Origin of the sequence: Pseudoramibacter faecis, assembly GCF_036289405.1 — a bacterium.
Lineage (GTDB): Bacteria > Bacillota > Clostridia > Eubacteriales > Eubacteriaceae > Pseudoramibacter > Pseudoramibacter faecis.
On record NZ_JAYFFI010000001.1, the window covers coordinates 269,529 to 281,995 of the forward strand.

Below are 12,467 nucleotides of genomic sequence, written 5' to 3' on the forward strand. Positions count from 1 at the left end.
TAAAAGCACAATAGACACCTTTAATCTTTTTCAAAAATGGTACCGATTTTGAACTTTTCACTTGTCGGCATCACCTTCATCAGAAAATAATAGACGACCCCCGTCGGAATCAAACTGATATACCACGATAAATCCATCACAAACAGCGAACACGCCGATCCGACGATGATCGCGATGACACCTGCCCAGTTGATCCCTTTGAATGGGCCTTCTTTATCGTAGAGCAAATTGACATCCAGCTTTGACTTTCTCAGCAGGTAATAATCCACCACCATCACGGCAAAAATCGGTCCGAGGAATGCGGAGTAAAAACGGGTAAACAAAGAGAGACCCGCGGCAGACTCCGCCGTAACCAATCGCCAGGGCATCACACAGATCGACAGCACGCCGACGAGAACCGTCGCCCAGGACCACTTCATGTTGAAAGATTCCACCAAGACGTAAGCCGGCGGCACAATATTATTCAGCACATTGGTCGTCACCTGCGCAAACGCAATGAAGAGCAGGGTTACAACGGTTAAGATTTTGCTGCCCATCGTAGTGGAAAATACCATAACCGGATCGGAGTTGCCCGTCGCAGCTGTCACCAGCAGGCCAATGAGGCCCATAAACATCGTCACTGGAAGGATGGCCACCGTATAAATGCTGCCGGTCTTCACCGGTCCGATTCGGCGCTGTTCATTGCGGCTGTAGTCTGACGCGTTGATGATCATCGTCGAATAAATGCCCAAAAACGAGGTAGTCGCTGCCCAAAAAGGCATCCCCCAGGTGCCTTTAATCCCCGAAAAGGCACTCCCGATTTCCACGGCAAACTGCGTTTTGACCACATAGAGCATATAGATCAAAATGGCGACAACAAAGATACAGGAAATATTTTCAAGCCATTTGATTTCTTTAAATCCGCGAATGGCCAAAGCCACCTGTAAAATAGTAAAGGCCACAAAAACCACTACCAGATGATCAAATCCGAAAAGCAACTTCAAACAACTGTTGATGGCGCCACCGCCAACCCAACTTTGATAACCGAACCAGACAATGGCTGGAATCCCGCGCAAAAATCCTGGAATTTTTAGTCCTGCAAGACCGAAACTGCTGCGCAGCTGAACGGTGAACGGCACCCCGTATTGATGGCCGCAGTTGCCGATCAGCACCAGACCGACAGCGATCACCAAGCAGCCGATGGTCATTGCCAAAATGGCCTGCGTCACCGTCAACACACCGATCAAACTCGCCCCCATGGAAAAAGTCCCGATGGACACGCATCCTCCCATAAAGCTCGCGCCATAAGACAGCGGATCCATGATGCGCTCTTCAGTCGGCCGCAAATCTTCATTGACGTCTTTGGCCAACGATTCTTTTAATTTTCGATTCTCTGTAATCATTTCACGCCTCCTCTCAATATCGCAATTCCTTAATGCAGTCGGGCAACCAATGCGCCGGTCCCCTTTTTTCCCACCAACTTTTGCTGCTTTGCCATTACATGGCCGCGCAGGATGGTACACACGGGCGCACCTTGACCCTTCATGCCCACAAATGCCGAAATCGGATTAACATAATATAAATCTTCCGCTCGAATCTCCCATTTCAAGTCCGGATCAATAATGACGAAATCCGCATCAAATCCGGGGCGGATATCGCCTTTTCGGCCATAAATCCCAAAAGCCTTCGCCGGGTTTTGCGCCATGGCTTTCGCCAGTACAACCGGCGAGATTTTCCGCTTGATCACCCCTTCGAAAAACACCGCCTGAACACAGCTTTGGATGCCGCTGATGCCGCCCCAAACGTCAAAGACGTTTTCGATCGGCCGCCCCAGGATCGCTTTGAATTTTTCGTCATAACTGCAAGGGGAGTGATCCGAAGCGATCCCGCTGAACGTGCCGTCCACAACGTAATCCCACAGCCGATTCCGTTCTTCGACGGTCCGGAGCGGCGGCGCACATTTAAACAACGCGCCATTTCTGACCACATCTTCATCGGTAAAGCTCAAATAGTGAGCACAGGTTTCAGCCGTCACATCAATCCCTGCCTGCTGGGCCTCTTTGATCTTTTGGGCAACGTCCGGGCTGCTCACATGGCAAATATGCACTTTACATCTCTTTTCCTTAGCCATTTCAATAATCGCCAAAGTCGCAACCATTTCAGAGGCAACCGTCCGCGAATCCAGGAAATCCCGCCAGGTTAGCCGTCCAGCTTTTTTCATATGGTTTTCCCGTTCCTTAATCATGCTGAAATCTTCGCAATGGAAACCCGCACGGCCATCAAACGCCCGAATAATTTCCATCGCCTCGTAGGCCTGACCGTAGCTCAGCGATGCATAATCCGGCGAAACGGGACCAATAAACGATTTAAAGGCCACACATCCGCCTTTATCCAGGTCTTTTAAGTCGTCAAAATTTGTCGGAATCAGCCCGCCCCAAAAGCAATAATCCGAGTACGCCTGAGATGATACCTTGGCTTCTTTAATGTTTAAAAGCTCACCGGTGGTCATTGCCGGCTCATTTTGCAGCGGCATATCCAGCACGGTGGTATAGCCCCCTGCGATGGCTGCCGCCGTTCCGTGTTCATAATCCTCCCGCCATTCATATCCCGGATCGTTGAGGTGGGCGTGCGTGTCAATGGCCCCCGGGAAAACATATTTACCCGCCGCATCGATGGTCTCTTTGGCTTCAACGGCAATTTCCGGTGCCAGAACAGCTGCTATTTTTTCGTCTTTGACAGCGATACCTCCTTCAAAGATTTCATCCCCTGTTACAATTTTTCCGCTTTTAATCCACAGATCATACATGGTATCCTCCTTCAAGTTGTAAATTATTCAACCAATTTTTACTTCCTTTGAGACAATTTTAATCGGTTTCTTACACAAAATCAAGGCGATAATTCATTTTTTTCTTCTAAATACCAATTCTGAAATAAATTGTAAAATTTTGGTTGACCGTATTTTATACATTTTTTACATTTTATGTTATAATAAATTCGTCACATTATCGGCATTCGCCGATGCCATCCCAATATGAAAGGGGTTTTCAATGTCAATCATCATTCATTCCCGAAGTGAATACCTCACGCCGTTTTTTTCCCGCCATTATGCTCAAGGTCATGTTCATTCGGTTTATCGCCATACCATCAACCTGGTGATGGATTCCCAGCTGATATCCTTGCAACCTTTGTCTTCCTCTTTTTCTCCCGTCACCCTCGCCGTGGCCGATGAAGATTTTAGCACCTTGGCCATCGCTCCCGGCACGGCTGTTCACCTCGCCGGCAACAAGCTGTGTTGCCAAACGACGAATCGTGCTCTTTCTTTCGATACTGCACGGTCCCATATCCTGCCTTCCTCTCTCAGCGCCTGTTACCCTTGCGACCCGCGTTTTTTATCTGCCATGGCCATGCACATTATCTCCCGGAGCAATGCTGACGGATTTGCCTCGCTCATTAACCGGTCATACGATCATACCGATCTAATCCTCGCGGCCGCCAAGGCGTTCCTTGTCAAAACGCAGCATCAGTTGGAAAACTGTCATCCCGCTGCTGCGGCCGAAACGCTTTCGCAAATAATCGGCTTGGGCATCGGCCTGACCCCCAGCGGCGACGATTTTTTATGCGGGGCGCTGGCTGCTCTGCGCGCTTGCAATCTCTGGCAGAGCCTCTTCAGCAGGTCTCTGCGTCAAATTCTGGCCTCGCGTCTTTCCCAGACCAATCCCATCAGTGCTGCATTCTTGCGCTGTGCCCTGCAAAGTCATTTCAGCCCGGCTGTTTTGCAATTTTTTTGCGATCCGCTGCCGCTCGATGATCAAACTATACAAAAACGTTTTGAAGCGATCGGCCATTCTTCCGGGATGGACACCTTATGCGGCATCTCCTTTGCACTATCTTTGGAGAGCAATGGCCATCTGCAATAAAAGATCGGTTTAATCCGGCATTCGACGTATAATAAAACTGTCAAAATCGATAAAAAGAAAGGAAGGACTAAACAAATGAATCCTCTGATGCAAACCATGAGTGCACGCCGCAGCGTTCGCCAATACAACGGACAGCCCGTCTGCGATGATGCCCTTGACGCCATTTTGCGCGCGGGCATGCTGGCACCAACCGGCAAGGGCATCCGACCCTACGACTTTATCGTCATCAAAAATGCGGCCACGCTGAAAAAATTAATCGGTTGTCGGGCCGGCGGTGCTAAAATGCTTGAAACCGCCAGTGCCGCGATCGCTGTACTAGGCGACGAAAATCGCTCAGACACCTGGATCGAGGATTGCTCCGTGAGCATGGGCTATATGCACTTAATGGCCTCTGAACTCGGACTTGGCAGTTGTTGGTTGCAGATCCGCCTGCGGCCTTCCAACACAGATGAGCTTTCTGCTGAAGCCTTTTCCCGCGGTCTCCTCGACTTCCCACAGAATGAACGGTTGGAAGCACTTCTCGTCCTAGGTCCCATCGATCAAGTTCCTACTCCGAATCAGCCGGACTTACTTCCGATGGATAAAGTTCACAAGGAAAAATGGTGATCGGCAGGCATTTACCTACCGATCACACCGAAATGGCCACCAATTTTGATTCTGTCACGCTTCCTGCCCATGTCATGGGACAGGATTTTTTTATTTTCCATCGACTGCGATGTAATAAAAAAGACCGTCTATCGGATGGTTTTTGAGCACTTGGCGTATGACGCCGCCTTTGAATCTTAGAAGCTGCCACCGATATCCGGGAGCAGGATGACGATGATTTTGATTAAATTTTTCGGCGTTTGTCCATGTGTTGCTTTGCGCCCCGGTTACCATCAAGATCGGTGCCGGCCGTGGCCGCATCTCCAACAATCCGCCCCGCATCCTTAAGCCCACGGATTGATCCATCAAAATAGCCCGTAGGGAATTTTCCCTACGGGCTATTTTGATCTTGGCAGCTCGCTCTTTCTATTGACACCTTGCAGCCTGCTTCCCCGTGGCTCAGGATGCCGGATTGAAGTGCCTGAGCCGGTAATACACGCTTGATTTGGCCATCCTCGACGCCGCGTGCGCGCCGAAGGCTCCCAGCCTGGCCAGCACCGCCAGGCCAAACCGGCGAAAACCGTACGCCTTTCCGAAAAGCTTTCCGATTTTCCAGCAGGATTTAAAGTCGTAAAACAGCTTGGCGGCCTGATAAAAGGCCTCCTGCAATTCCCACGGCGTCTCGTGTGCCGGCAGAAAGGTCACATTCATCATGTCGTAATCGCTCCAGCTTTTGCTGATGAGCCGTCCCTCCTGCTGCAGCTGCGCATAAACCGGCGTCCCCGGATAGGGCGTCAGGATCGCAGGCTGAAGCTGATAAGCCCGTATATCCTTTGCGAACTGCACCCCGGCCTGCATATCCGCCGGCGAATCCTCGTCAAGCCCCAGGACGAGACTGACGATCAGGCGGATCCGATGTCTTGCGCAGGCCGCTGCCGCCCTTCGGATATCTTCAATTCGCTGCCCCTTGTGGAGCCGGTCCAGCGCCTTTTGATTCAGCGATTCGATGCCGATCAGCACCCGCGTTAAATGCGCATCGTGCAGCAGCGTCAAAAGCGCTTCATCCTCTGCCAGATCAGTCCGCCCGAAAAAGAAGCTTTCTTTGAAGGTAAGCCCTTCCCGGATCATGCGCCGGCAGATTTCCTTGGCCCGTTCCTTATCCGCCGTGAAATTATCGTCCTCGAAATTCATGTAGCGAAATCCCATTCGTTTGTACATGCGGATTTCGGCCATTACATTATCGATGCTCCGCCTGCGGTAGGGGGCGAACATTCGCGACGTCGTGCAAAACGTGCATCGGAAAGGACAGCCGCGGCTCGAAATCACATTGGCCGCTTCGCAGGGCGTCCTCAAAATGCTGTAATCCGGAAAGGGAACCGTATCCAGGTCTTCAATCGGAATGCCCCGCACCAGCCGTTCGGTCCTGCGCCCTTCTACCACATCCAGGATGACCTTTTCGCCCTCGCCGACAATCACCTGATCCGCGTGCTGCAAAGCCTCTTCCGGAAGCGCCGTCGGATGCATGCCGCCCAGGATCACCCTTGCCCGCGTCCTCCGGTGAATCTGATCGGCGAGCGCATATCCGCGGAGTGCGTTGGACGTCATCAGAGAAAAACAGAAGATGTCCGTATCCTTCAGCAGCCGTCTGAGCGGAACCCGCCCGTTCAATTCTTCATACACCGCCGCATTGTGTCCCGCGCGCTTTAAAATACCGCCTAAAATCAACGGTCCGGTGATGGCATTGCTCTGCCCGTAAACCTTTCCGCCCCACCGGTAAGCCGGCATTCTCCGCAAGGCCGTTGCCGGAGTAATAAATACAATGTTCATTTTTATCCCTCCCACAAAACTGTTTTATGCAGACACTTGTATCTATTAAATTATAGCTGTATAATTTTTTAAAAACAAGGAACACTATTGCCGACATTGTATCGTTATGATGACAGAATAGGAGATTTTGTACGATGGACCGCAGAATTTTAAAGACCAAAAAGAGCTTGAAGGACGCTTTGCATGCGCTGCTGGCACAAAAGCCGCTTGAAAAGATTACCGTGACCGAAATTTGCGATGCGGCCAATACCGCCCGGCTGACCTTTTACAAATACTACGCCGATAAAACCAATCTTCTGGAGGACTGCTTTCACGACATGCAGATGGAAACCAAGCGGCGCTACGACGTTCTTCAAAAGAACAACGCGGACAAATCGTTTCACCAAAGTTTTGTCAATTTGATGGACGCCATCATGGACGTCGCCAGCCGGGACACGGCGACGATCGGCCAATTGTTCTCCAACGCCAATACTCTGCATATGTATTATCAATTTTTGATGGACAACCTTGCGCATTTTGAAATGGACAGCGGCCAAAAGGTTCATAGCAAATACGATATGAAGGCGCTGAATTCCTTTTTAGTCATGGGGCTTTGGGGCTTTGTTTATGCAAACGGCCCCGATTTTGACGAGAAACGCACGCGGCACAATGCCCGGATGCTGATCAACGATCTGATTAAAAGCGATCTTTTTAAATCGCCTCCCCGCGCCCGCCGATAAACCCGACTACGCACCCGACGCGCGGTTTTTTTCATGCCGCAAAAAAGACCACCCATCAGGTGGCCTTTGAGCGCTGACGTATGAATTCGTCTTTAAATCTTAGAGCATCGACAGGTAGCGGTCGCCGGTATCCGGGAGCAGCGCGACGATGGTCTTACCTTTATTTTCCGGGCGCTTTGCCAGCTGCAGCGCCGCCCAGACGGCGGCCCCGGAGGAGATGCCGGCGAGCACCCCTTCCGTCTTGGCGATTTTGCGCGTGGTGTCAAACGCGTCGTCGTTTTCGACGGTGATGATTTCGTCATAGATGTCCGTATTCAGGGTATCCGGCACAAAGCCCGCGCCGATGCCCTGGATTTTATGCGGTCCGCCGTGGCCTTCGGTGAGCACCGGGGAGCCGGCCGGTTCGACACCGACGATCGTGACGTCCGGCTTTTTCGCTTTCAAATATTCGCCAGCACCGGTCAGAGTTCCGCCGGTGCCGATGCCCGCGACGAAGATGTCCACGGCGCCGTCGGTGTCTTCCCAAATTTCCGGACCGGTGGTTTCACGGTGCGCCTTGGGGTTGGCCGGATTGACGAACTGGCCGGGGACAAAGCTGTCCGGGGTATCCTTCGTCAGCTCTTCCGCCTTAGCGATGGCGCCCTTCATGCCCGATGCGCCGTCGGTGAGCACCAGCTTCGCGCCGTAATCCTTGAGCAGGTTGCGCCGTTCGACAGACATGGTTTCCGGCATCGTGAGGATGACTTTGTAGCCCTTGGCCGCGGCCACCGCCGCGAGGCCGATGCCGGTGTTGCCGGAGGTCGGCTCGATGATGGTGGAACCGGGCTTTAACTGGCCCTTGGCCTCCGCGTCTTCAATCATCGCCTTGGCGATGCGGTCCTTCACGGAGCCGGCCGGATTGAAGTATTCCAGTTTGGCGAGCACTTTGGCGCCGACCTGTTCGGCCGCTTCGACGCGGGTCAGTTCGAGCAGCGGCGTTTTGCCGACGAGCTCTGTGAAACTTTTGTAAATTTTTGACATGATGTTCTCCTCGATTCAAATAAATTTTAAACAATATTATATCATCAACGGATTGGACTGCGGTCGATCGACTATTGAATGGCCACAAACGCAGTGTCGAAGGCTTCGAGCAAGTCGTCGATATTTTCGATGCCGATGGACAGCCGAATGGTGTTGGGATGGATGCCCTGATCCTCGAGTTCTTCCGCGGTGAGCTGAGAATGCGTGGTGGACGCCGGGTGAATCACCAGGGATTTCACGTCGGCCACGTTGGCCAACAGCGAGAAGATCGGCAGGTGATCGATGAATTTCTGCGCCGTCGCCGCGTCCCCTTGGATGTCGAAGGTGAAGATGGATCCGCCGCCGTTCGGGAAATATTTATCGTAGAATTCGTGGCCCGGCTCCCCTTCGATGGACGGATGGTGCACCGCCGCCACCTGGGGATGTCTGCTGAGGTAGTCCACGACCTTCAACGCGTTTTCGACGTGGCGTTCCACGCGAATCGACAGGGTTTCAAGCCCCTGCAGGAAGAGAAAAGCGTGGAAGGGCGACAGGGTCGCGCCCTCATCCCGAAGCAGAATCGCGCGGATATAGGTCACAAAGGCCGCCGGCGCAGTGGCCTGGGCGAAGCTGATGCCGCGGTAGGATGGGTTGGGATCCGAAATCCAGGGGTATCGGCCGGAAGCGGCCCAATCGAACTTGCCGCCTTCGACAACGACGCCGCCGATGGCCGTGCCGTGACCGCCGATAAATTTGGTCGCCGAATGCACGACGATATCCGCGCCCCATTCGAAGGGACGGATCAGGTAAGGGGTGGCAAAGGTGTTATCCACCACCAGCGGCAGACTGTGCCTGTGCGCAAGTTTCGCCCAAGCTTCAATATCGATGACGTTGCCGTTGGGGTTGCCCAGGCTCTCGATCAACAGGGCCTTGGTGCTATCGTCAATGGCCGCCTCCACCGCGTCGAGATCGTAGGGATCGAGCCATTTGCCGGTGATGCCGTAGTGCGGCAGGGTGTGGGCGAGCAGGTTGTAGGTGCCGCCGTAAATGGTCTTGGCGGCGACGATGTTCTCGCCCTGCTGGGCCAGCGCCTGAAGGGTGTAGGTGATGGCCGCGGCGCCGGAGGCCGTCGCAATCGCCGCGCTTCCGCCTTCTAAAGCCGCGATGCGTTTTTCAAAGACATCCTGGGTGGAGTTGGTGAGCCGGCCGTAAATATTGCCGGCATCCTTCAGGCCGAAGCGATCCGCCGCGTGCCGCGAATCGCGGAAAACATAAGAGGTGGTGGCGTAAATCGGCACCGCTCTGGCGTCCGAGGCCGGATCGGCCTGTTCTTGTCCGACGTGTAACTGCAGGGTTTCAAAACGATAAGGCATTTAATTACTCTCTTTCTTATATTTAAATGATGCATGATTTCTGATTTATCTGTACGGGTTCACGTGAAATGGGACAACATCGTCGCCCCTGCCCGCTCATGACGATCGAACACATTCGCCCACTATAAATATTTTTCAAGTCACGTTCCATCCGGAACCTCCAAAACAAATGACCTATCAAACCGATATTTGATGTTGTATTTATATTAAACCTATCTCTCTGCTATGTCAAGTATAAATTTGATTTTTTGATCGCGCCAAATATATTCTTGATGGCCCGATCCCGAAACAATGCGCAAAAAAACACGCGTCCGACGTCTTTTTAACGCCGCGCGCGTGCTGTTTAGGCCACGAGTGATTTTATACCAAAGGGCGATAGACCGGCCGCCAGATCAGACTTTCGACGGCAGCGGTCGCATCGCTTACCGGTCGCCGGTTGAGTCCCTGATCCATGGCGCGCCGAGCAACCGCCTCAGCGACTGCTTTTGAAAAAACGGTGAGTTCTGACACCGGCGGCAAGATGGCCGCACCTTTTTGATCCGGCTTGAGAAAAGCGCCCAGGGCGTGTGCAGCGGCAGAAATCATGTCATCCGTCACCAGTCCGGCGTCCACGGCCAAGCTGCCCAGTCCCAGGCCCGGATAGATCAACGCGTTATTGGCCTGCCCAATATCGTAGGTCACACCGTTATAAACCACCGGATCCGTCGGGATGCCGGTCGCCACCATCGCCCGCCCTCCGGACCAGCGAATCAAATCCTCGGCTTTGGCCTCTGCCAGTTCCGTGGGGTTACTTAAGGGGAAGATCACCGGATGTGCGCACCACGAGCTCATGCCCCGGACGATTTCTTCCGTGAAAGTCCCCGGCGTCGTCGACGTCCCGACGAGGATGCTCGGCCGCACGGCCATCACGGCGGCCGTCAGGGTGTTCAAAGCTTCCGGGTTGGCAAATTCGCTCCGTTTGCGGGCAAAGGGCTTTTGCTCCGGCGTCAAATCTTTCATGTCGTCAAACAAAAGCCCCGCCTTGTCGACCATGTAAAAGCGGCTGCGCGCCTTTTCTTCGGAAAGCCCCTGTGCGACCATTTCCTTATAAATGCGTTCGGCAATGCCGGCGCCCGCCGTTCCCGCGCCAAAGCACAGATAAACCTGATCGGTGAGTTTTTCGCCGGTGATCTTCATGGCGCCGAGAATCCCAGCCAAGGAAATGATGCCGGTGCCCTGGCAATCGTCATTAAATACGGGATAGGTCTTTTGATATTCCCGGAGAATGGCCGCCGCATTTTCGCGCCCGAAATCTTCAAAGTGCAGATATAATCCCGGGAAAAGTTTTTCCGCCGTCTGCACGAAGGCATCCACGAACTGCCGGTAGGGCGCGCCCTCGACGCGGCGGTGCCGATTGCCCAGATAAAGCGGGTCCTTGAGCAGCGATTCCCGGTTCGTCCCGCAGTCCAGCACCACCGGCAGCACCGTCGCCGGATCAATCCCGGCCGCCGCCGAATACACCATGAGTTTTCCCACTGCGATGTCGACGCCGTTAGCGCCCCAGTCGCCGATACCTAAAATGCCCTCGGCGTCCGTCACCACGATGAGCCGGATTTTTCGGCCGGCCGCCGCCTGATTGAGCGCCGTCTCGATTTGCTCCGGGCAATCGACGGACAAAAACGCCGCCCCCTGCGGGTTTGCAAATTGATGGCTGTACTGCTCGATGCTCTCGGCGATCACCGGATCGTAAACGATCGGCATCCACTCGGCCACGTGCTCACCGAAGACCCGGTAAAAAAGCGTCCGGTTGCTGTTGAAGACCGTCATCAAAAACCGCCGTTTTTCGATGGGCGACACCTTTGCCTGAAACTGCTCGTAGACGCGCCGCGCCTGGGTTTCGATGTCTTCAATCTGAGGCGGCAAAAGCCCTTCCAGGCCGAAAGCCTTGCGTTCCTCCCGGGTAAAAGCCGTTCCCTTGTTCAAATACGGATTGTTTAGCACCGCATAGCCTTTTTGATCCATCTGCTGACCTCCTCGAATCGGCATTGCCGTTTTTCTCAATGTATCACGACGGCCAAACAATAGTCAAGCTGCGATCATTTGATAAATATTTTTTATATGATGTGGTAAACTGTTATCATTATTTGCCAGGAGGCGCCCCCGTGAATTTCAAGGATATCCAATATTTTCTAAGCCTGACCGACACGCAAAGCTACACCAAGACCGCCGAGCGCTTTCATATCAGCCAGCCTTCCGTTTCCTATGCCGTCAAGCGGCTCGAACGCGAGCTCGGGACCACGCTGTTTCTTCGCAGCCAGTCGCACCGCCGCATCCAATTGACGGACAGCGGCCGCCTTTTCCGCACCTTTGCCCAGCTGGTCGTCGGCGAATACGCCCACGTTTTAAAGGGCATTGCCCGCCTGAACCACAAGCAGCTGGTTATCGGCCTGCCGAATATGGTCGCCTCGTCCTATATGACTCGCCTGTATCTCGCCTTTCAGGATTTAAAAATCGCCGATCAAATCGCCTACGTGAACGATTCGTCTCTCAAGCTTTTGAAAAAGATCCTGCGCGGGACGTTGGACATGGCGCTGATCAGCACCGTCTCGCCGATCGCCGCTCCCGAGCTGGCCTGTGAAACCCTGTCTGCCAGGGCTTTCGAAATTGCCGTCGCCAGAGATCACCCGCTGGCCGGGCGAAAAAGCATCACCCTTTCCGAAGCCGCCGACTACCCTTTCTTGTTGTTCAGCCCTGAAAGCCGGCATTATCAGGTTTTTCAGAAGATCATGGCCCGCAACCACCTGCATCCGACCATCGCGCACCAAAATCGGGACATCACCGTGCTGCACCAGATGGCGGCCGAGCATCTGGGCATTGCTTTTCTCGCGGAGATCGACCCGCTGACCCGCGCGAACGGCCGGTTGACCTATATCCCCATCGCAGACTCAGACATCCCCGAGCTGACCATCTGCGCGGTCTATCCCAAAGCCGCCATCCCTCGGCCCGAGATCCTCGCCGTCTTCCGCAACCTTTTCGGCACCGCAAAAAAATAACGCAGGATAACCCGCGTTAAATATCTGCCGGGCCGT

At 53.6% G+C, this 12,467-nt stretch carries 10 protein-coding genes; 4 read left to right on the forward strand and 6 right to left on the reverse strand.

What is annotated here, in order from left to right; genetic code table 11:
* Positions 1–20: 20 nt before the first annotated feature.
* Positions 21–1,382 (reverse strand): NCS1 family transporter, encoded by a 1,362-nt coding sequence (locus tag V3C63_RS01260; RefSeq protein ID WP_329886003.1) that lies wholly within the window; start codon positions 1,380–1,382, stop codon positions 21–23.
* 29 nt (positions 1,383–1,411) lie between these two features.
* Complete coding sequence (allB, locus tag V3C63_RS01265; protein WP_329886004.1) at positions 1,412–2,785, reverse strand: allantoinase AllB; 1,374 nt, start codon at positions 2,783–2,785, stop codon at positions 1,412–1,414.
* Positions 2,786–3,026: 241 nt separating this feature from the next.
* On the opposite strand from allB, the gene V3C63_RS01270 reads away from it, so the two are divergent.
* Together V3C63_RS01270 and V3C63_RS01275 are read left to right on the forward strand one after the other, a co-directional pair.
* Positions 3,027–3,896, forward strand: a complete 870-nt coding sequence (locus tag V3C63_RS01270; protein WP_329886005.1) for an oxamate carbamoyltransferase subunit AllH family protein — start codon at positions 3,027–3,029, stop codon at positions 3,894–3,896.
* 75 nt (positions 3,897–3,971) lie between these two features.
* The gene (locus tag V3C63_RS01275; protein WP_329886006.1) at positions 3,972–4,502 is read left to right on the forward strand and encodes a nitroreductase family protein; all 531 of its coding nucleotides are present in this window, start codon (positions 3,972–3,974) and stop codon (positions 4,500–4,502) included.
* Between the two features lie 438 nt (positions 4,503–4,940).
* On the opposite strand, the gene V3C63_RS01280 is transcribed toward V3C63_RS01275, so the two are convergent.
* Positions 4,941–6,308: a B12-binding domain-containing radical SAM protein gene (locus V3C63_RS01280; RefSeq protein WP_329886007.1), complete on the reverse strand. Its 1,368-nt coding sequence runs from the start codon at positions 6,306–6,308 to the stop codon at positions 4,941–4,943.
* Positions 6,309–6,442: 134 nt separating this feature from the next.
* On the opposite strand from V3C63_RS01280, the gene V3C63_RS01285 reads away from it, so the two are divergent.
* Positions 6,443–7,027: a TetR/AcrR family transcriptional regulator gene (locus V3C63_RS01285; RefSeq protein ID WP_329886008.1), complete on the forward strand. Its 585-nt coding sequence runs from the start codon at positions 6,443–6,445 to the stop codon at positions 7,025–7,027.
* 99 nt (positions 7,028–7,126) lie between these two features.
* Here V3C63_RS01285 and cysK read toward each other — a convergent pair whose 3' ends face one another.
* From cysK to V3C63_RS01300, 3 genes are all read right to left on the reverse strand, one after another.
* Positions 7,127–8,047: a cysteine synthase A gene (gene cysK / locus V3C63_RS01290; RefSeq protein ID WP_329886009.1), complete on the reverse strand. Its 921-nt coding sequence runs from the start codon at positions 8,045–8,047 to the stop codon at positions 7,127–7,129.
* A gap of 71 nt (positions 8,048–8,118) precedes the next feature.
* Positions 8,119–9,399 (reverse strand): O-acetylhomoserine aminocarboxypropyltransferase/cysteine synthase family protein, encoded by a 1,281-nt coding sequence (locus V3C63_RS01295; protein WP_329886010.1) that lies wholly within the window; start codon positions 9,397–9,399, stop codon positions 8,119–8,121.
* A 360-nt stretch (positions 9,400–9,759) separates the two neighbouring features.
* Entirely contained in the window at positions 9,760–11,400 is a 1,641-nt protein-coding gene (locus V3C63_RS01300) for a malolactic enzyme (protein WP_329886011.1), read from the reverse strand.
* 140 nt (positions 11,401–11,540) lie between these two features.
* Between V3C63_RS01300 and V3C63_RS01305 the strand changes: the two genes are divergently transcribed.
* Positions 11,541–12,431, forward strand: coding sequence for a LysR family transcriptional regulator (locus tag V3C63_RS01305; protein WP_329886012.1), 891 nt, complete (start codon positions 11,541–11,543; stop codon positions 12,429–12,431).
* Positions 12,432–12,467: the final 36 nt, after the last annotated feature.

What these genes read in the sequence shown, in the direction of transcription:
- V3C63_RS01280 (WP_329886007.1), bottom strand. Translation starts at nt 6,308, where the DNA reads ATGAACATTGTATTTATTACTCCGGCAACGGCCTTGCGGAGAATGCCG.
- V3C63_RS01260 (WP_329886003.1), bottom strand. Translation starts at nt 1,382, where the DNA reads ATGATTACAGAGAATCGAAAATTAAAAGAATCGTTGGCCAAAGACGTC.
- V3C63_RS01285 (WP_329886008.1), top strand. Translation starts at nt 6,443, where the DNA reads ATGGACCGCAGAATTTTAAAGACCAAAAAGAGCTTGAAGGACGCTTTG.
- V3C63_RS01270 (WP_329886005.1), top strand. Translation starts at nt 3,027, where the DNA reads ATGTCAATCATCATTCATTCCCGAAGTGAATACCTCACGCCGTTTTTT.
- cysK (WP_329886009.1), bottom strand. Translation starts at nt 8,047, where the DNA reads ATGTCAAAAATTTACAAAAGTTTCACAGAGCTCGTCGGCAAAACGCCG.
- V3C63_RS01275 (WP_329886006.1), top strand. Translation starts at nt 3,972, where the DNA reads ATGAATCCTCTGATGCAAACCATGAGTGCACGCCGCAGCGTTCGCCAA.
- V3C63_RS01300 (WP_329886011.1), bottom strand. Translation starts at nt 11,400, where the DNA reads ATGGATCAAAAAGGCTATGCGGTGCTAAACAATCCGTATTTGAACAAG.
- allB (WP_329886004.1), bottom strand. Translation starts at nt 2,785, where the DNA reads ATGTATGATCTGTGGATTAAAAGCGGAAAAATTGTAACAGGGGATGAA.
- V3C63_RS01295 (WP_329886010.1), bottom strand. Translation starts at nt 9,399, where the DNA reads ATGCCTTATCGTTTTGAAACCCTGCAGTTACACGTCGGACAAGAACAG.